Source organism: Pseudomonas parafulva (assembly GCF_002021815.1).
Lineage (GTDB): Bacteria > Pseudomonadota > Gammaproteobacteria > Pseudomonadales > Pseudomonadaceae > Aquipseudomonas > Aquipseudomonas parafulva_B.
The window spans coordinates 4,326,697-4,346,448 of the sequence record NZ_CP019952.1 but is presented as its reverse complement, the minus strand read 5'-3'; the positions used below and the strand labels follow the sequence as shown (position 1 = coordinate 4,346,448).

The following is a 19,752-nucleotide window of genomic DNA, read 5'->3' as shown; positions in this document are numbered from 1 at the left end:
AGTTGAGTTTCCATGGCCAAGATCGCCCCGCAATTGCCAATCGAAGTCGACAGCGAGACCGGTGTCTGGACCAGCGACGCCTTGCCGATGCTGTACGTGCCACGCCATTTCTTCGTCAACAACCACATGGGCATCGAAGAGGTCCTGGGCGCCGACAAGTACGCCGAAATTCTCTACAAGGCGGGCTACAAGTCGGCGTGGCACTGGTGCGAGAAGGAAGCCGAGTGCCATGGCCTGGAAGGGGTCGCGGTCTTCGAGCACTACATGAAGCGCCTGAGCCAGCGCGGCTGGGGGCTGTTCGAGATCCAGGACATCGACCTGGACAAGGGCACGTGCAGCGTCAAGCTCAAGCACTCGGCTTTCGTCTATGTCTATGGCAAGTGCGGCCGCAAGGTCGACTACATGTTCACTGGCTGGTTCGCCGGTGCCATGGACCAGATTCTCGCTGCCCGCGGCAGCTCGATCCGCACTGTTGCCGAGCAGGTATATGGCGGGTCGGAAGAAGGCCACGAAGATGGCCTGTTCGTAACGAAGCCGTTGTAAGCCGGAGATAGCGTCATGGCATTCGAAGCAATGTTCCAGCCGATCCAGATCGGCAAACTGACCGTCCGCAACCGCGTGCTCAGCACCGCGCACGCCGAGGTCTACGCCACTGACGGCGGCATGACGACCGACCGCTATGTGAAGTATTACGAAGAGAAGGCCAAGGGTGGCATCGGCTTGGCCATCTGCGGCGGCTCGTCCGTGGTGGCCATCGACAGTCCGCAGGAATGGTGGTCGTCGGTCAACCTGTCCACCGACCGTATCATTCCGCACTTCCAGAACCTGGCCGACGCCATGCACAAGCATGGCGCCAAGATCATGATCCAGATTACCCACATGGGTCGTCGTTCGCGCTGGGATGGCTTCAACTGGCCGACCCTGATGTCGCCCTCGGGCATCCGCGAACCGGTGCACCGCGCCACCTGCAAGACCATCGAGGTGGAAGAGATCTGGCGTGTGATCGGTAACTATGCGCAGGCGGCCCGCCGTGCCAAGGAAGGTGGCCTCGATGGCGTCGAGCTGTCGGCGGTTCACCAGCACATGATCGACCAGTTCTGGAGCCCGCGCGTCAACAAGCGTACCGACGAGTGGGGCGGCAGCTTCGAAGGCCGCATGAAGTTCGGCCTGGAAGTACTCAAGGCCGTGCGTGCCGAAGTGGGCGACGACTTCTGCGTGGGCATGCGTATCTGCGGCGACGAGTTCCACCCCGATGGCCTCAGCCACGAAGACATGAAGCAGATCGCTGCCTACTACGATGGCACCGGCATGCTCGACTTCATCGGTGTGGTGGGCTCGGGTTGCGATACCCACAACACCCTGGCCAACGTCATTCCGAACATGAGCTACCCGCCAGAGCCGTTCCTACATTTGGCAGCTGGCATCAAGGAAGTGGTCAAGGTCCCGGTCCTGCACGCGCAGAACATCAAGGACCCAAACCAGGCTACCCGGATTCTCGAAGGTGGTTATGTAGACATGGTCGGCATGACCCGTGCACACATGGCCGACCCGCACCTGATCGCCAAGATCAAGATGGGCCAGATCGACCAGATCAAGCAGTGCGTCGGCGCCAACTACTGCATCGACCGCCAGTACCAAGGCCTGGACGTGCTGTGCATCCAGAACGCCGCGACCTCCCGTGAGTACATGGGTGTGCCGCACATCATCGAGAAGACCACCGGCGCCAAGCGCAAGGTCGTCATCGTCGGTGCCGGCCCTGCCGGCATGGAGGCGGCGCGCGTGGCCGCCGAGCGTGGCCACGATGTGACTCTGTTCGAAAAACGCGACCAGATCGGTGGCCAGATCACCATCGCGGCCAAGGCGCCGCAGCGTGACCAGATTGCTGGTATCACCCGCTGGTACCAATTGGAGCTGGCCCGCCTGAAGGTGGACCTGCGCCTGGGCACCGCGGCCGATGTAGACACCATCCAGGATCTGCGCCCGGACATCATCGTGCTGGCCGTGGGCGGGCATTCGTTCCTGGAGCAGAACGAACATTGGGGTGCAGCAGAAGGGCTGGTGGTCAGCAGCTGGGACGTGCTCGATGGCAAGGTCGCGCCGGGCAAGAACGTGCTGGTGTACGACACCATCTGCGAGTTCACCGGCATGTCGGTGGCCGACTTCATTGCTGACAAGGGGAGCCAGGTCGAGATCGTCACCGACGACATCAAGCCGGGTGTGGCCATGGGCGGTACGACCTTCCCGACCTACTACCGCAGCATGTACCCCAAGGAAGTGATCATGACCGGGGACATGATGCTGGAGAAAGTCTATCGCGAGGGCGACAAGCTGGTCGCTGTGCTGGAGAACGAGTACACCGGCGCCAAGGAAGAGCGGGTGGTCGATCAGGTGGTGGTGGAAAACGGCGTGCGTCCGGACGAGCAGCTGTACTACGCCCTCAAGGACGGCTCGCGCAACAAGGGCCAGATCGACGTGGAGGCGCTGTTCGCCATCAAGCCACAGCCGATCCTGAGCCAGCCAGGCGAAGGCTACCTGCTGTACCGCATCGGCGACTGTGTGGCCCAGCGTAACGTGCATGCGGCGATCTACGATGCCTTGCGGCTGTGCAAGGACTTCTGATCGCACCGCCTTTCTGAAAGCGGGACTGGCCCCCCTGTAGGAGCGGCCTTGCGCCGCGAAAGGGCTGCGAAGCGGCCCCAGCATTTGATCAGTACCACGGATGCTGGGGCCGCTTCGCAGCCCTTTCGCGGCGACAGGCCGCTCCTACAGGGGTCCGCGCTGGCCTTCGGGGTGGCGCAAGAATCTAGCTGTTGTGGGAGCTTCCCATGTTGAACACCCTTCTACCCATCCTGCTGTTCGCCGCGCTCGGGCTTGCCGTGCTCGGTGCGCTGCGCCGTGTGAACATGTGGCGCCGTGGCCGGCCCTCCAAGGTGGACCTGATCGGCGGCCTGCTGGCCATGCCGCGCCGCTACCTGGTGGACCTGCACCATGTGGTCGAGCGCGACAAGTACATGTCCAACACCCACGTGGCCACCGCTGGTGGTTTCGTGCTCTCGGCGCTGCTGGCGATCCTGGTGCACGGTTTCGGCCTGCAGAGCAAGGTCCTGGGTTACGCCTTGCTGCTGGCCACGGTGATCATGTTCACCGGCGCCATCTTCGTCTTCAAGCGTCGCCTGAACCCGCCTTCGCGCCTGTCCAAGGGCCCGTGGATGCGCCTGCCTAAGAGCCTGCTGGTATTTGCTGCCAGCTTCTTCATCGCCACCTTGCCGGTGGCCGGTATTCTGCCGGCCAACACGGGCGGCTGGGTGATGGTCGGCATTCTGGGCCTGGGCGTGCTGTGGGGCGTGTCGGAGCTCTTCTTCGGCATGACCTGGGGCGGGCCCATGAAGCACGCCTTCGCCGGTGCCCTGCACCTGGCCTGGCACCGGCGCGCCGAGCGTTTTGGTGGCGGCCGCTCGACCGGCCTCAAGCCTTTGGACCTGGAAGACCCACGTGCGCCGCTTGGCGTGGAAAAGCCGGTGGACTTCACCTGGAACCAGCTGCTGGGCTTTGATGCCTGCGTGCAATGCGGCAAGTGCGAGGCCATGTGCCCGGCCTTCGCCGCTGGGCAGCCGTTGAACCCGAAAAAACTCATTCAGGACATGGTCATCGGCCTGGCCGGTGGCACTGACGCCAAGTTCGCCGGCAGCCCTTACCCCGGCAAGCCGATTGGCGAGCATGGTGGCCATCCGCACCAGCCGATCGTCAACGGCCTGGTGGATGCCGAGACACTTTGGTCGTGCACCACTTGCCGCGCCTGCGTTGAAGAGTGCCCGATGATGATCGAGCACGTCGATGCCATCGTCGATATGCGCCGCCACCTCACCCTGGAAAAGGGCGCCACCCCGAACAAGGGTGCCGAAGTGCTCGACAACCTGATTGCCACTGACAACCCCGGTGGTTTCGCACCGGGTGGCCGCATGAACTGGGCTGCCGACCTGAACCTCAAGCTGCTGTCCGAGGTGAAGAGCACCGAGGTGCTGTTCTGGGTGGGCGACGGCGCGTTCGACATGCGCAACCAGCGCACGCTGCGTTCGTTCGTCAAGGTACTCAAGGCTTCGGGTGTGGACTTCGCCGTGCTGGGCCTGGAGGAGCGCGACAGCGGCGACGTGGCGCGCCGCCTGGGTGACGAAGCGACGTTCCAGCAACTGGCCAAACGCAATATCCAGACCCTGGCCAAGTACAAGTTCCAGCGCATCGTCACCTGCGACCCGCACAGCTTCCATGTGCTCAAGAATGAATACGGCGCACTGGGCGGCAACTACCAGGTGCAGCACCACAGCACCTACATTGCCGAGCTGATTGGCGCCAACAAACTCAACCTGGGGCAGCACAAGGGCGGCAGCGTCACCTACCACGATCCGTGCTACCTGGGCCGCTACAACGGCGAGTACGAGGCGCCTCGCGAGGTGCTCCGCGCGCTGGGAATCGAAGTTCGCGAAATGGAGCGCTCGGGCTTTCGCTCACGCTGCTGTGGCGGGGGAGGCGGTGCGCCGATCACTGACATCCCTGGCAAACAGCGTATTCCCGACATGCGCATGGACGACATCCGCACCACCGAAGCCGAAGTGGTTGCCGTGGGCTGCCCGCAGTGCACGGCCATGCTTGAAGGGGTAGTAGAGCCACGGCCGCTGATCAAGGACCTGGCCGAACTGGTGGCCGATGTACTGATCGAGGAAGAGGCCCAGCCAGCGGCTGCCAAGCCTGCGAAATCCAAACGTGAACCTGCGGAGGTGCATTGATGAGCGACATCATCCGCCGCGACCCTCGCGCCGAGTGGATCGCCCGTAACCGCCTGCATCCGCTGCATGCAGCCATGCAGACGCAACAGACCAGCTGGATGGGGCCCAACGGCCTCGTGCGCAAGAACCCTCACGCCAGTGCAGCGGGCTTCATCGGCCCCAATGGGCTCAAGCGCATCGACCGCTCGGGGGCCCAGCAGGGCACCAGTGGTGGCGCACGCCGTAGCGCTGCGGTCGAAGTGCAGTTGCCGCTGCACCAGGTGCCAGAGCCTGCGTTCTACATTGCCGTAGTACCGGACATGATCGGCGGGCGCCTGGGTAGCCATGACCGCGACCTGCTGGGCCTAGCCCATGGGCTGGCGGGCAGTGACGGTGCGGTACTGGCAATCGTGTTCGGCGAGCACAAGGAAACCAACTTTGCCGGCGCAGGTGTGGACCGCTTGCTGGTCATCGAAGGCGAGGCGTATCAAGGGTATGCACCGGAGCAGTTGGTGCAGGGCCTGCGCGCTGTCGACAACCAGTTCGCTCCGCGCCACTGGCTGCTGCCAGACAGCCGCACCGGCGGTGGCGAGCTCGGCCGACGCCTGGGTGCTGCGCTGGGCGAGCGCCCGGCAACACGCGTCTGGCAGGTCAAGGATGGGCAGTGCATCGGCCGCGCCGGTGCGGGCCAGCAAGACATGCAACGCGCGCTGCCACGCCTGATCCTGGCTGCGGCCGAATGTGCAGAGCCTGTCAGCGAAACCCGTCACGAGGCTTTGCCGGTCGAGTTGTCCGGCAGTGTGGCGCGCAGTATCTCGCGCATCGAGGACCTGGGCTCGGTGGCCGTCGACCCGGCCAAGATCGCCATGGCCGAAGCCGAGTTCATCGTATCCGGCGGTAACGGGGTCAAGGACTGGGCCTTGTTCCACAAGGCGACCACGGCACTGGGCGCGACCCAAGGTGCATCGCGGGTGGCGGTGGATGATGGCCACATGCCGCGTGATCGCCAGGTCGGCGCCACGGGTACGTGGGTAACGGCTCGGGTGTACATGGCGGTGGGTATCTCTGGCGCGATCCAGCACCTGCAGGGCATCGGTGCGTGCGACAAAGTGGTGGCGATCAACATGGATCCGGGTTGCGACATGATCAAACGGGCCGACCTGTCGGTGATTGGCGACAGCGCGGCGATTCTTCAGGCACTGATCGACGCTGTGGAGCAGTTCCGCAACGGCGCCCAGCGTGACGCGGCATAAGGGCACGAGCATGAGTACGAAAGTCATCAGCCTGGTTTCGATCGGTGCGCATCCAAGCTCCGGTCGCACGCGGCGCGCCGAGCAGGACTCGCGGGCAGTCGAGTTGGGCCTGCAACTGGCCGGCGAAGACCTGCAAGTCGTGCACGCAGGGGATCCCCGTGAGGAAGCGTTGCGCGGTTACCTGGGGATGGGCCTGGAACATTTGGATGTGCTTGAGCAACCCGCAGGCGCCGATGTGCTGGGAGTACTAGGCGATTACCTGCGCGGTGCCGGTGCGCAACTGGTACTTACCGGCAGCCAGGCCGAGACGGGGGAGGGGTCGGGCATGCTGCCGTTCCTGCTCGCCGAAAAACTTGGCTGGCCGTTGGTGGTGGGGCTGGCCGAGGTGGAATCCATCGAGAACGGTACTGCCCAGGTGTTGCAGGCGCTACCGCGCGGTCAGCGCCGGCGTTTGAAAGTACGCCTACCCATGGTGGCGACAGTGGATAACGCCGCGCCAAAGCCGCGTCAAAGCGCCTTCGGGCCAGCGCGCCGTGGTGTGCTGGCGGCGCAGGACGTACAGGTGGTGGAGGATGAGCTGTTGGGCGAAGAGGCCCTTCAGCCGGCGCGTCCACGACCCAAGCGCTTGAAGGTTATCAAGGCCAAGAGCGGCGCTGACCGGATGAAGGCCGCAACGGCCAAGGCCAGTGGGGGCGGGGGCAAGGTGCTGAAGGACGTTACGCCGCAGGAAGGCGCTGAAGCCATCATGAAACTATTGGTGGAGGAAGGCGTGCTGCGCTGACGGGCATGCCACATGACTGAACCCGCGAGGCATCCAGCGCAGTAGCTGGCAGTGAACGCGGGTTCGCCCGCTCTCACAATGAACGATACGCGCCGTTCACTACCTGTCATTTCTGCCAGTTCGCAAGCACCGCATCCTCACTTACTCTACGCGTATGCCAAGCGAGTCAGAGTGATCATGGCGACCCTTCTGGATAGCACCGACCGACTTTATTCTGTATCGGGAAAAAGTCACCGCAAGCCACTTGCCTACACACCCTACGGTGCCCGGTGCTTGGCACAGGCCACCTGCATAGGGTTCTGTGGTGAGTTCAGGGATGCGCTGACGGCTAAGTATCCGCTAGGAAACGGTCGTCGTTTCTACAGTCCCAGGCTGGGGCGCTTCACCAGCCCGGACTCGCTGAGCCCATTTGGCAAGGGGGGTATCAATGCATACGGGTACTGCGGTGGTGATCCCGTCAATCGCCACGATCCGGATGGCGCTTTCTGGAGCGCTCTGCTCAGAACCATTGGTGTTGCATCCAGCGGCGCAACGCTCTTCGGTTCATTGATGCGAACCGCCAGGAACGTTGTTGGGCGTAGAAGCGCATTCAAGGCTGCAAGCACCAATGCAAGCAGAGAAAGTCCGCTCAATCATACGGAGTTGACGCAGGCTTCCAGGGTTGCAAACCAGCAATTCTTCATCACTGGAAGCGCAGGGGTGGCGGGTCAGCTCACTGCCGCGTTCACAGGTGCAACTGCCACTTTTCAATCGGCCACGGATGTACTGGGCGTCGTGAACGCAGTCACGAATCTGAGCGGCGGCTCGATCGGTAACTTTGCGGCTGCTCGCGAGGTAGTCGGTTATTTGCGGGCTAACCCGCGAGAAATTCCCACAGTAGCCTTCGAGACGCTGATGGATGTCACGATGGTGGACGAGATGCTATCCACTGTTGGCCGTGGGTTCATATCAGCTGCGGCCAAGATAAGGTCCTGGGGTACTCGCCCCTATGACGTGCAGAGCTAGCGTTAAGAATGCCACGAGGCCAAGCACGCTCTGCCGGTGAAAGGCAGAGCGCGCTACTGCTCCATCTGATAACTACTGAGCTAGCACTTCCTTCAAGTACGGAGCAGGCTCCGCCCCCAAGTTGTTCAGCAAGCGCCCGCTGTACCAGTCAATGAAATTCACCACGCCAAACTCGTAGGTCTTCGAGTAAGGCCCAGGCTGGTATGCCGTGGAATTGATGCCTCGCTGGTTCTCTTCTGCCAGGCGGCGGTCCTGGTCGTTGGTGGCGTCCCACACCTTTCGCATGTTCTCAGGGTTGTAGTCCACGCCTTCGACGGCATCCTTGTGCACCAGCCACTTGGTGGTGACCATGGTTTCCTGGGCGCTGATCGGCCACACGGTGAACACGATCATGTGATCGCCCATGCAGTGGTTCCAGGAGTGCGGCAGGTGCAGGATGCGCATCGAGCCCAGGTCTGGGTTCTTAATGCGGCCCATCAGCTTCTGGCAGGCCTGCTTGCCGTCCATGGTCATCGAGACCGTGCCCTTGAGCAGCGGCATGCGCACGATACGGTTACGCAGGCCGTGGCTCTTGTGCAGGTACGGGATCTTCTCGGCTTCCCAGGCGGCAGCAGAGGCGGCCACGTGGTCCTTGAATTCCTGGCTGGCGCGTGGGTCGTTGGTGTCGTCCCATTCCAGCAGGGTCTGCAGCAGCTCCGGGTGCGAGCCATTGCAGTGATAGCATTCACGGTTGTTTTCCAGTACCAGCTTCCAGTTGGCCTTTTCCATCAAGGTGGTCTGCACCGCCACCTTGGCATTTTCCATGTCGTACGGTTCCATGTAGTGGTCAAGGGTGGCCAGGAACTCGTCGATGGCTGGTGGGTTTTCCGCCAGGCTGATGAAGATGTAGCCGCCAGCGACCTTCACGTTCACAGGCTTGAGGCCGTACTGGTTCATGTCGAAGTCGGCGCCCATTTCGGTGCCGGCGAACAGCAGGCGGCCGTCCAGCTCGTAGGTCCACTGGTGGTAAGGGCACACCAGCTTGGCCACCTTGCCTTTTTCGCTGACGCACAGGCGCGAGCCGCGGTGACGGCACACGTTGTGAAACGCATGCACCTTGCCCTCGGTACCACGCACTACAATGATCGGGTTCTTGCCGATCTGCAGCGTGAGGTAATTGCCCTTCGCCGGGATCTCGCAGGTCATGCCGGCGATCAGCCACTCCTTGTGGAAAATCTCCTGCATGTCGATCTGGAACAGACGCTCGTCGGTGTAGAACGGCTGGGGCAGCGAGTAGGTGCGCTCGCGGTTCTGCAGCATCTGGGCAGTCGCCTTGCGTGCAGGTTCAAGTGGATCGCCCAGGCTCAGGGTTGCGGTGACGTCCATCGTGTATTCCTCGGGGCCGTGTGCGGCCGGCAAAAGGTGGCTAATCGTTGTTGTGGTGCCGCAAGGCTGTTAACCATGAACAGCGTGTTGTTTTGCGGTGGAGTGTGCGTCCGAAGGCGGCGTGAACCGTATCCATGGGCGACATGGCCGATTTGAATTACGACGCCGCAACCCTTGTCGTGTGGGGCTGGTCGCGATAAGTACGCCGATGTCGCTGGCAGGAATGTTCAAGGTCGCAAGCTTGAGCATCATCCGAGCCATAAAAAGGCCAACTGTCGGCTGCTGGAGATGAACATGTCCGAAACCTTCCTCAATCCGGTCACTACCCAGACCTGGGCCAACGGCCGCCACATCGTGCGCTGCGTCAAGGTCATCCAGGAGACCTGGGACGTGCGCACCTTCTGCTTCATGGCAGACCAGCCGATCATGTTCTTCTTCAAGCCCGGGCAATTCGTGACCCTGGAGCTGGAAATCGAAGGCAAGCCGGTGATGCGTTCCTACACCATATCCAGCTCGCCATCGGTGCCCTACAGCTTCTCCATCACGGTCAAGCGCGTACCCGGCGGACTGGTGTCCAACTTCCTGCATGACACCATGCACGAAGGTGCCGAGCTGCCGGTACACGGACCTGTGGGGCTGTTCAACGCCATCGATTTTCCAGGCGCCAAGGTGCTGTACCTGTCTGGCGGCGTGGGCATCACCCCGGTCATGTCCATGGCCCGCTGGTTCTATGACACCAACGCCAATGTCGACATGGTCTTCGTTCACAGTGCCCGTTCACCCAAGGACATCATCTACCATCGCGAACTGGAGCAGATGGCGTCCCGCGTGCCCAATTTCAGCCTGCACATCATCTGCGAGAAGCATGGCCTGGGCGAGCCTTGGGCGGGCTACCGTGGCTACCTGAACCAACGGCTGATGGAGCTGATCGCGCCGGACTACATGGAGCGTGTGGTGTTCTGCTGTGGCCCGACCCCTTACATGACGGCGGTCAAGCGCATGCTCGAGGCTGTCGGCTTCGACATGAACAATTACCACGAGGAGTCGTTCGGGGCGACGCCAGCCGAAGCCAAGGCCGATGCGGTCGAACACGCCGAAGCGGCCGCCGAGGCACCCGAAGTGGACGCCGCCGACCTCAACCTGGTTGAGTTCATCGGCAGCGAGAAGAGCATCCGCATCGCCCCCGGCGAAACCGTGCACGCTGCAGCGGCCAAGGTCGGCCTGATGATCCCGAAAGCTTGCGGCATGGGCATTTGCGGTACCTGCAAGGTGCTCAAGCTGGGCGGCGAAGTCGAAATGGAGCACAACGGCGGTATCACCGAGGAAGATGAAGCCGAGGGGTACATCCTGTCGTGCTGCAGCGTGCCGAAAGGGGATGTGCGCATCGATTATTGAGGGCCAGGCTGGGGTTGTGTTTGTGCAGCCTGACTGACCGGTGGTTGACTCAGGTCGGAACAAGCAGGTGGATACCCTGTCAATCTGCGGGGCGGAAACCTTGTGAATCCGATATTTAATGGCGATGGGCGGCACTTTTCTTTATCGTGTGCGCCCCTCGCAACAACCTGAGATAGACCCATGCTTGAAGCCTCCCTCAATCAAATCGAGCAGCTGGTCAGCGACCTGATGCAAAAAAACGCTCAACTCACCGAGCAGAACACCGCCCTGGGCCAGGAACTGGCCAAGGCAAAGGAAGAAAACGAAACCCTGCAGCTGTCGCTGATGGAGCAGGAAGAGCAGAACGGCAGCACTGCCGCCCGCCTGCAGGCCCTGCTGGAACGCGCCAACGCGGGTGCAGTAGGCGCATGACCTCCCACTCAAGCCCGGTCAATGTCGTTTCCATTCTGGGCAATGACTATTCCCTCAAGGCACCCGCTGGTCAGGAAGAAACCCTGGCCCAGGCTGCTCGCATGCTCAATGCAGTGCTGGCTGAGACCAAGCGCCAGTTTCCGACACTCATCGGCGACAAGCTCATGGTCTTGGCAGCACTGAACCTGTGTTCGCGGCAGATCGAACAGCAGCGTGAACATCAGCAAGTGTTGGAGCAGACTCAGGCCAAGGTTGATGCGACCGTCGAGGCGATCGTCAAGACTCTGCAGGCTCCCGAAGGCCTCGGATAGTTTGCAGTACGATACCGGGGGGGGGCTGCCTTCTGTTCGAAAGCAATTGCCCCACCCGCCTCACGGTATAACGGCCAACATGCATGGCAGCATCTTTTATGGGCCCGATCAAGGTCACTTCCCCGGCAGCGTAGATGAGCGACTGCATTCCGGGTATTAGCCCTGCGACGCCCTCAGTGCGCAGCGTCGAACCTAACGCTACTGCCGCTTCTGTTGTGAAAAGTCCGGCGCTGGCCAGGCCGAGATTGTCGACCAAACCTGTACGGTCCGCCGCCTCAGGTGGCAAAAACAACTCGATGGTATCCGACACTGCCGGTGTTGCCAGAGCATGAAACCCCGCAATTCTGCGAGCCCTGTGAAGGGCCGGAAAAGATGCCCCTGGCTGCTGACGCTGCAGTTGGCGGTGCTCAATGGCTATCTCGGCGAATGACATGCCCATACCCACCACAGAGCCGAACGCGTTTGCCCCCCTCGCTGCGTAATGCTGGACAAGAGAAGGCTGTGAATTTACTGGACTTCGGCGCAGCGGTGCGTGGCCAGACGGGTCTGTGAAGTTGACCGGATCGTTGGTGCAGTACGCATAACAGTTGGGGCCACCGGCCCCCATCGGGCTGAGCGGATCGGGGGATCGGAACCTCATTAGCAAAGGGGAGTAGGCCCGCCGTCCGTTACCTAGCAAATAGGCAGAACTTGCCGGGTCCAGCACTTCACCGACAAAGGCTATGTGCATGTTGCACAGAGGTGGCTTATACCCGAATGGCGTAAAGGCCGGTGAGGGCCTCAACGTGGATCGTGGACACGCTGGTGATAAACGGGTTGGCATGAGGGGTGCTTTCGTGGGACCGTACGCCCACCATAACAACCCTGCACCGGCCCACCTACTGGCACATTTGTCAGTACGCCTGTGTCAATGACTGACAAAGCTGCGTATGTCCACTGCCAGCTCTCGCATCTTCCCTATCCCAAGCGCGCATGAACCCTGCGCCGTCGCTGCCGATGAGGGTGTTGAACCACAAGCCCTTCACGATTTTTTTTATCGTTATTGAATGACTGAAGGTATTTTTTACATTGATCGCGTTTCTCCAGTTCACAAGAGTGATTCCCCGGCCAGGTGCAAGCAGCCTATCGTTCTGTCCGGGAGGGAGAAACTGGCAGAAGTATCAAGTGCCGGCGATGGCCCGGATGTCTGCCGCCAGCTCGCGCACACGTTCTTCTTCAGTGTCCCAGGAACACATGAACCGCGCACCGCCGCTGCCGATGAAGGTATAGAAGCGCCAGCCCTTGCCTCGCAAGGCCTCGATCACCGGTTCGGGCATTTGCAGGAACACCCCGTTGGCTTCCACTGGGAACATCAGCTCGATGCCTGGCAAATCACTCACCAGTGATGCCAATAATTGGGCGCAGTGGTTGGCATGCTTGCCGTGCCGCATCCAGGCGCCGTCTTCGAGTATCCCGACCCAAGGCGCAGACAGAAACCGCATCTTCGAAGCCAATTGCCCGGCTTGCTTGCAACGGTAGTCGAAGTCTTCGGCCAACTGCCGGTTGAAGAACAGGATGGCTTCCCCGACGGCCATGCCGTTCTTGGTGCCGCCAAAACACAATACGTCGACGCCGGCTTTCCAGGTCAGTTCGGCCGGGCTGCAGCCCAGGAAAGCGCAAGCATTGGTAAAGCGCGCGCCGTCCATGTGCAAGTTAAGGCCCAATTCCTTGCAGGTGGCGCTGATCGCCTTGAGTTCGTCGGGGCGGTAGACGGTGCCGACTTCCGTGGCTTGCGTGAGCGTGACCACGCGGGGCTTTGGATAGTGAATGTCCTGGCGCTTGAGCGCCACTTCGCGGATCGACTCGGGGGTGAGCTTGCCGTTGGTACTTGGGGCGGTAAGCAGCTTGGAGCCGTTGGAGAAAAATTCCGGGGCGCCGCACTCGTCTGTTTCGACATGCGCGGTCTCCGAGCAGATCACGCTGTGGTAGCTCTGGCACAGCGAGGCCAGGGCCAGCGAGTTGGCGGCGGTGCCGTTGAAGGCGAAGAACACTTCGCAGTCGGTTTCGAACAAGGCCCGAAAGTATTCCGAGGCGCGCGCCGTCCATTGATCGTCGCCGTAGGCGCGGTCGTGGCCGTGGTTGGCTTTTTCCATCGCAGACCAGGCTTCCGGGCAGATGCCGGAATAGTTGTCGCTGGCGAATTGTTGGCTCTTATCTGTCATGACACTGTCCTGTGAACGACGCAGGACAGCACTCTAAACCATCGATTCAGCGGTTGACTATACAACCCCGATACCCATGCGTTTCAAGCGCACTTGTTCACGGGCTTCGCTGTATCCAAATCCAGGCAGGCGTGCCGAAGCGTCAGGTCAGTGAGCTTGGCCCGATGAAGAAACGGGCCGTGGCCTGGCGGGTGTTCAGGCCAGCGCCCCCCAACGCAAGCCGTACGTGTGGTCAGTGTGATCGGGACGCTGACCAATGTCGTAAACGCGCCATTGCAAGGCGTGCGCAGGCATCTGGCACACCCCGGCCAGCCCTACCATCGCCACAAAGGGTCAAAGTGAACCCTCCGAACAAAAAATGATCGCTGCCGGGAGATACAAGATGTTCAGCAAGCAAGACCAGATTCAAGGTTACGACGATGCACTGCTGGCGGCGATGAGTGCCGAAGAGCAGCGTCAGGAAGACCACATCGAGCTGATCGCCTCGGAGAACTACACGTCCAAGCGCGTGATGCAGGCCCAAGGCAGCGGCCTGACCAACAAATACGCCGAAGGCTACCCAGGCAAGCGCTACTACGGTGGCTGCGAGCATGTCGACAAGGTCGAAGCGCTGGCCATCGAGCGCGCCAAGCAGCTGTTCGGTGCCGACTATGCCAACGTCCAGCCGCACTCCGGCTCCTCGGCCAACAGCGCTGTATACCTGGCGTTGCTGCAGCCTGGCGACACCATTTTGGGCATGAGCCTGGCCCATGGCGGCCACCTGACCCACGGCGCCAAGGTGTCGTCTTCGGGCAAGCTGTACAACGCCGTGCAGTACGGCATCGACACCGATACCGGCCTGATCGACTACGACGAAGTCGAGCGACTGGCGGTCGAGCACAAGCCTAGAATGATCGTCGCAGGCTTCTCGGCCTACTCCAAGACCCTGGATTTCCCGCGTTTTCGCGCCATCGCCGACAAAGTCGGGGCGCTGTTGTTCGTGGACATGGCCCACGTGGCCGGCCTGGTCGCTGCGGGCCTTTACCCGAACCCGGTCCCGTTCGCGGACGTGGTGACCACCACCACCCACAAGACCTTGCGCGGCCCGCGTGGCGGCCTGATCCTGGCCAAGTCGAACGAAGAGATCGAGAAGAAACTCAACGCTGCCGTCTTCCCGGGCGCCCAGGGCGGCCCGCTGATGCACGTGATCGCCGGCAAGGCGGTGTGCTTCAAGGAAGCGCTTGAGCCTGAGTTCAAGAGCTACCAGAAGCAGGTCATCGAAAACGCCCAGGCCATGGCGCAGGTGTTCATCGAACGCGGCTATGACGTGGTTTCCGGTGGCACCGACAACCACCTGTTCCTGGTCAGCCTGATTCGCCAGGGCCTGACGGGCAAAGATGCCGACGCTGCCCTGGGCCGCGCGCACATTACCGTCAACAAGAACGCCGTTCCCAACGACCCGCAATCGCCGTTCGTGACCTCGGGCCTGCGCATCGGCACCCCGGCGGTCACCACCCGTGGCTTCAAGGTCGCCCAATGCGTGGCCCTGGCCGGCTGGATCTGCGACGTGCTCGACAACCTCGGTGACGCTGACGTCGAAGCCGATGTGGCCAGCAATGTCGCGGCGCTGTGCGCAGATTTCCCTGTTTACCGCTGAGTGGAGTCCCACACCATGCAACGTTACTCGGGCTTCGGCCTTCTCAAGCACTCCCTCAGCCACCACGAGAACTGGCAGCGCATGTGGCGTACGCCGACACCGAAGAAGGTGTACGACGTGGTCATCGTCGGCGGTGGCGGCCACGGCCTGGCCACGGCCTACTACCTGGCCAAGGAACACGGCATCACCAATGTCGCGGTGATCGAAAAAGGTTACCTGGGCGGCGGCAACACCGCCCGTAACACCACCATCGTGCGCTCCAACTACCTGTGGGACGAGTCGGCCCACCTCTACGAGCACGCCATGAAGCTGTGGGAGGGCCTGTCCCAGGACCTCAACTACAACGTCATGTTCTCCCAGCGCGGCGTGTACAACCTGTGCCATACCCTGCAGGACATGCGTGACTCCGAACGCCGGGTCAGCGCCAACCGCCTTAATGGCGTCGATGGCGAGCTGCTCAATACCGCCCAGGTCGCGGCCGAGATTCCGTACCTGGACTGCTCCAAGAACACCCGTTACCCAATCCTGGGTGCTACCGTACAGCGCCGTGGCGGCGTTGCCCGTCACGATGCCGTGGCCTGGGGTTACGCCCGTGCCGCCGACGCCCTGGGCGTGGATTTGATCCAGCAGACCGAAGTGACGGGTTTCCGCAAGGAAAACGGCGCGGTCATCGGCGTGGAAACCACCAAGGGCTTCATCGGCGCCAAGCGCGTGGGCGTGGTCACGGCAGGTAACTCCGGCCACATGGCCAAGCTGGCCGGCTTCCGCCTGCCGCTCGAATCGCACCCCTTGCAGGCACTGGTTTCCGAACCGATCAAGCCCATCATCGACAGCGTCATCATGTCCAACGCCGTGCACGGCTACATCAGCCAGTCGGACAAAGGTGACCTGGTGATCGGTGCGGGTATCGACAGCTGGGTCGGCTACGGCCAGCGTGGTTCTTACCCGGTGATCGAGCACACCTTGCAGGCCATCGTCGAGATGTTCCCCAACCTCTCGCGTGTACGCATGAACCGCCAATGGGGCGGCATCGTCGACACCTCGCCGGACGCCTGCCCGATCATCACCAAGACCCCGGTCAAGAACATGTTCTTCAACTGCGGATGGGGTACTGGCGGCTTCAAGGCGACCCCAGGTTCGGGCAACGTCTTCGCCGCGAGCCTGGCCAAGGGCGAGATGCACCCACTGGCCGCGCCGTTCTCCATGGACCGCTTCTACAACGGCGCCCTGATCGACGAACACGGCGCTGCCGCCGTCGCCCACTAACCGGAGACACCGTCATGTTGCATATTTTCTGTCCCCACTGCGGCGAGCTGCGCTCCGAAGAAGAGTTCCACGCCTCTGGCCAGGCGCACATTGCCCGCCCGCTGGACCCCAACGCCTGCTCCGACCAGGAGTGGGGCACGTACATGTTCTACCGTGACAACCCGCGCGGTATCCACCACGAACTGTGGGATCACGTTGCCGGCTGCCGTCAGTATTTCAACGTCACCCGTAACACCGAAACCTACGAGATTCTGGAAACCTACAAGATTGGCGAGAAGCCGCAAGTCAGCGCCCGTGAACACACACCGGCGCGCTCGGCTGCTGTAAACGAACGGGGAGTCAACGTATGAGCCAGACCTATCGCCTCGCCAGCGGCGGCCGTATCGACCGCAGCAAGGTGTTGAACTTCACCTTCAACGGCAAGACTTACCAGGGCTATGCCGGCGACAGCCTGGCAGCGGCCCTGCTGGCCAACGGCGTCGACATCGTTGGCCGCAGCTTCAAGTACTCGCGTCCGCGCGGCATCATTGCCGCAGGCACCGAGGAGCCGAACGCCATCTTGCAGATCGGCTCCAGCGAAGCCACCCAGATCCCCAACGTGCGCGCCACCCAGCAAGCCCTGTATTCGGGCCTGGTCGCCACCAGCACCAATGGCTGGCCGAACGTCAACAATGACGTCATGGGTATCCTCGGCAAGGTGGGCGGCAGCATGATGCCGCCGGGCTTCTACTACAAAACTTTCATGTACCCTAAGTCGTTCTGGATGACGTACGAGAAGTACATCCGTAAGGCAGCCGGCCTTGGCCGCGCGCCGCTGCAGAATGATCCGGACAGCTACGACTACATGAACCAGCACTGCGACGTACTGATCGTCGGTGCAGGGCCTGCGGGCCTGGCGGCAGCTCTTGCCGCTGCGCGCAGCGGTGCTCGCGTGATTCTGGCGGACGAGCAGGAAGAATTCGGTGGCAGCCTGCTGGACACCCGTGAAACCCTCGACGGCAAGCCGGCCGCTGAATGGGTCAGTGGCGTCATCAAGGAGCTCGAAGGCCTGCCGGAAGTGACCTTGCTGCCACGCGCCACGGTCAACGGTTACCACGACCACAACTTCCTGACCATCCATGAGCGCCTCACCGACCACTTGGGCGACCGTGCTCCGCTTGGTCAGGTGCGCCACCGCGTGCACCGTGTACGGGCCAAACGTGTCGTACTGGCCACCGGCGCCCATGAGCGCCCGCTGGTGTACGGCAACAACGACGTGCCGGGCAACATGCTGGCCGGCGCTGTTTCGACCTACGTCCGTCGCTACGGCGTAGCACCTGGCCGCAAGCTGGTGCTGTCGACCAACAACGACCACGCCTATCGTACCGCGCTGGACTGGCACGATGCTGGGCTGCAAGTGGTGGCCATCGCCGATGCGCGCCACAACCCACGTGGCTCGCTGGTCGAAGAAGCGCGCGCCAAGGGTATTCGTATCCTCACTTCCAGTGCCGTCATCGAAGCCAAGGGCAGCAAGCACGTCACCGGCGCTCGTGTGGCGGCCATCGATGTGCAGGCCCACAAGGTCACCAGCCCTGGTGAAACCCTCGAGTGCGATTTGATCGCCACCTCCGGGGGCTATAGCCCTGTGGTTCACCTGGCTTCGCACCTGGGCGGCCGTCCGGTATGGCGTGAAGACATCCTGGGCTTCGTGCCGGGCAATGCCCCGCAAAAGCGCGAGTGCGTTGGCGGCATCAACGGTGTCTACCCGTTGGGCGATGCCATTGCCGACGGCTTCGAAGGCGGCGTGCGTGCAGCCACCGAAGCAGGTTTCAAGGCCAGCGTAGGCACCTTGCCGAAAACCGTTTCGCGCAAGGAAGACGCCACCCTGGCGCTGTTCCAGGTGCCACACGACAAGGGCACCGCCCGTGCGCCGAAGCAGTTCGTCGATCAGCAGAACGACGTCACGGCCGCTGCCATCGAGCTGGCTACCCGTGAAGGCTTCGAGTCGGTCGAGCACGTCAAGCGCTACACCGCGCTGGGTTTCGGTACCGACCAGGGCAAGCTGGGCAACATCAACGGCCTAGCCATTGCGGCGCGTTCGATGGGCATTACCATTCCGGAAATGGGCACCACCATGTTCCGCCCCAACTACACGCCGGTGACGTTCGGCGCGGTGGCGGGCCGTCACTGTGGGCACTTGTTCGAGCCCGTGCGCTTTACGGCCCTGCATGCCTGGCACGTGAAGAACGGCGCCGAGTTCGAGGACGTCGGCCAGTGGAAGCGCCCGTGGTACTTCCCCAAGGCCGGTGAAGACATTCACGCCGCCGTTGCCCGCGAATGCAAGGCCGTGCGTGACAGCGTCGGCTTCCTGGACGCCTCTACCCTGGGCAAGATCGATATTCAGGGCCCGGATTCGCGCGAGTTCCTCAACCGCGTGTACACCAACGCCTGGACCAAGCTCGATGTGGGCAAGGCGCGCTATGGCCTGATGTGCAAGGAAGACGGCATGGTGTTCGACGACGGCGTGACCGCCTGCGTCGGCGACAATCACTTCATCATGACCACCACCACTGGCGGCGCGGCGCGCGTGTTGCAGTGGCTGGAGCTGTACCACCAGACCGAGTGGCCGGACCTTAAGGTGTACTTCACCTCGGTGACCGACCACTGGGCGACCATGACCTTGTCCGGGCCGAACAGCCGCAAGCTGCTCAGCGAGTTGACCGACATCGACATGGACAAGGAAGCCTTCCCGTTCATGACCTGGAAGGAAGGCAACGTCGGCGGTGTGCCGGCCCGTGTCTTCCGTATCTCGTTCACCGGTGAACTGTCGTACGAAATCAACGTGCAGGCCAACTACGCCATGGGCGTGCTGGAGCAGATCGTCGAGGCAGGCAAGAAGTACAACCTGACCCCGTACGGCACCGAGACCATGCACGTGTTGCGTGCCGAGAAGGGCTTCATCATCGTCGGCCAGGACACGGACGGCTCGATGACCCCGGACGACCTGAACATGAGCTGGTGCGTAGGGCGCAACAAGCCGTATTCGTGGATCGGCCTGCGCGGCATGAACCGTGAAGACTGCGTGCGTGAAAACCGCAAGCAGCTGGTTGGCCTGAAACCGATCGACCCGAACCAGTGGCTGCCTGAAGGCGCTCAACTGGTGTTCGATCCGAAGCAGCCCATCCCGATGGACATGGTTGGCCACGTTACCTCCAGCTACGCTGCCAACTCTCTGGGCTACTCGTTCGCCATGGGTGTGGTCAAGGGCGGCCTCAAGCGCATGGGCGAGCGTGTCTACTCGCCTCAGGCCGATGGCAGCGTGATCGAGGCGGAAATCGTGTCTTCGGTGTTCTTCGATCCGAAGGGTGAGCGGCAGAACGTTTGACTCC

16 protein-coding genes are annotated in these 19,752 nt (G+C 62.0%); 13 read left to right on the top strand and 3 right to left on the bottom strand.

Annotation, left to right across the window (positions count from 1 at the left end):
• Positions 1-12: 12 nt before the first annotated feature.
• From B2J77_RS19580 to B2J77_RS19555, 6 genes are all read left to right on the top strand, one after another.
• Positions 13-543: a DUF5943 domain-containing protein gene (locus B2J77_RS19580; RefSeq protein ID WP_013970507.1), complete on the top strand. Its 531-nt coding sequence runs from the start codon at positions 13-15 to the stop codon at positions 541-543.
• A gap of 15 nt (positions 544-558) precedes the next feature.
• Positions 559-2,619, top strand: coding sequence for a dimethylglycine demethylation protein DgcA (dgcA, locus tag B2J77_RS19575; RefSeq protein ID WP_027913555.1), 2,061 nt, complete (start codon positions 559-561; stop codon positions 2,617-2,619).
• 206 nt (positions 2,620-2,825) lie between these two features.
• A complete protein-coding gene (gene dgcB / locus B2J77_RS19570; RefSeq protein WP_078479262.1) occupies positions 2,826-4,781 on the top strand; it encodes a dimethylglycine demethylation protein DgcB in 1,956 nt (651 codons plus the stop codon).
• Positions 4,781-6,013 (top strand): electron transfer flavoprotein subunit alpha/FixB family protein, encoded by a 1,233-nt coding sequence (locus B2J77_RS19565; protein WP_058602964.1) that lies wholly within the window; start codon positions 4,781-4,783, stop codon positions 6,011-6,013. Before dgcB ends, B2J77_RS19565 begins: the two co-directional genes overlap by 1 nt.
• Positions 6,014-6,023: 10 nt before the next feature.
• On the top strand, positions 6,024-6,794 hold the full coding sequence (locus tag B2J77_RS19560; protein WP_058638091.1) for an electron transfer flavoprotein subunit beta: 771 nt from the start codon (positions 6,024-6,026) through the stop codon (positions 6,792-6,794).
• A gap of 177 nt (positions 6,795-6,971) precedes the next feature.
• Complete coding sequence (locus B2J77_RS19555) at positions 6,972-7,799, top strand: RHS repeat-associated core domain-containing protein (protein ID WP_078479462.1); 828 nt, start codon at positions 6,972-6,974, stop codon at positions 7,797-7,799.
• 72 nt (positions 7,800-7,871) lie between these two features.
• Here B2J77_RS19555 and gbcA read toward each other — a convergent pair whose 3' ends face one another.
• On the bottom strand, positions 7,872-9,164 hold the full coding sequence (gene gbcA / locus B2J77_RS19550; protein ID WP_058638090.1) for a glycine-betaine demethylase subunit GbcA: 1,293 nt from the start codon (positions 9,162-9,164) through the stop codon (positions 7,872-7,874).
• 294 nt (positions 9,165-9,458) lie between these two features.
• On the opposite strand from gbcA, the gene gbcB reads away from it, so the two are divergent.
• The 3 genes from gbcB (at position 9,459) to B2J77_RS19530 (ending at position 11,281) form a co-directional block, all read left to right on the top strand.
• The gene (gbcB, locus tag B2J77_RS19540) at positions 9,459-10,559 is read left to right on the top strand and encodes a glycine-betaine demethylase subunit GbcB (RefSeq protein ID WP_058638089.1); all 1,101 of its coding nucleotides are present in this window, start codon (positions 9,459-9,461) and stop codon (positions 10,557-10,559) included.
• Between the two features lie 180 nt (positions 10,560-10,739).
• Positions 10,740-10,970, top strand: coding sequence for a hypothetical protein (locus tag B2J77_RS19535; RefSeq protein ID WP_058638088.1), 231 nt, complete (start codon positions 10,740-10,742; stop codon positions 10,968-10,970).
• The gene (locus B2J77_RS19530) at positions 10,967-11,281 is read left to right on the top strand and encodes a cell division protein ZapA (protein ID WP_058638087.1); all 315 of its coding nucleotides are present in this window, start codon (positions 10,967-10,969) and stop codon (positions 11,279-11,281) included. The genes B2J77_RS19535 and B2J77_RS19530 overlap by 4 nt, the downstream gene beginning before the upstream one ends.
• Here B2J77_RS19530 and B2J77_RS21555 read toward each other — a convergent pair.
• Both B2J77_RS21555 and B2J77_RS19520 read right to left on the bottom strand, forming a co-directional pair.
• The gene (locus tag B2J77_RS21555; RefSeq protein ID WP_078479260.1) at positions 11,247-12,104 is read right to left on the bottom strand and encodes an RHS repeat-associated core domain-containing protein; all 858 of its coding nucleotides are present in this window, start codon (positions 12,102-12,104) and stop codon (positions 11,247-11,249) included. The genes B2J77_RS19530 and B2J77_RS21555 overlap by 35 nt on opposite strands.
• Before the next feature lie 337 nt (positions 12,105-12,441).
• The gene (locus B2J77_RS19520; protein ID WP_078479259.1) at positions 12,442-13,482 is read right to left on the bottom strand and encodes a low specificity L-threonine aldolase; all 1,041 of its coding nucleotides are present in this window, start codon (positions 13,480-13,482) and stop codon (positions 12,442-12,444) included.
• Positions 13,483-13,864: 382 nt separating this feature from the next.
• Between B2J77_RS19520 and B2J77_RS19515 the strand changes: the two genes are divergently transcribed.
• Genes B2J77_RS19515 through B2J77_RS19500 form a run of 4 tightly spaced genes read left to right on the top strand, consistent with a single transcriptional unit; the run spans position 13,865 to position 19,748 of the window.
• On the top strand, positions 13,865-15,118 hold the full coding sequence (locus B2J77_RS19515) for a serine hydroxymethyltransferase (RefSeq protein WP_078479258.1): 1,254 nt from the start codon (positions 13,865-13,867) through the stop codon (positions 15,116-15,118).
• Between the two features lie 15 nt (positions 15,119-15,133).
• Positions 15,134-16,384, top strand: a complete 1,251-nt coding sequence (locus B2J77_RS19510) for a sarcosine oxidase subunit beta family protein (protein ID WP_058602973.1) — start codon at positions 15,134-15,136, stop codon at positions 16,382-16,384.
• A 14-nt stretch (positions 16,385-16,398) separates the two neighbouring features.
• A complete protein-coding gene (locus tag B2J77_RS19505; RefSeq protein ID WP_027913567.1) occupies positions 16,399-16,734 on the top strand; it encodes a sarcosine oxidase subunit delta in 336 nt (111 codons plus the stop codon).
• Positions 16,731-19,748, top strand: a complete 3,018-nt coding sequence (locus B2J77_RS19500; protein WP_058638085.1) for a sarcosine oxidase subunit alpha — start codon at positions 16,731-16,733, stop codon at positions 19,746-19,748. The genes B2J77_RS19505 and B2J77_RS19500 overlap by 4 nt, the downstream gene beginning before the upstream one ends.
• Positions 19,749-19,752 lie beyond the last annotated feature (4 nt).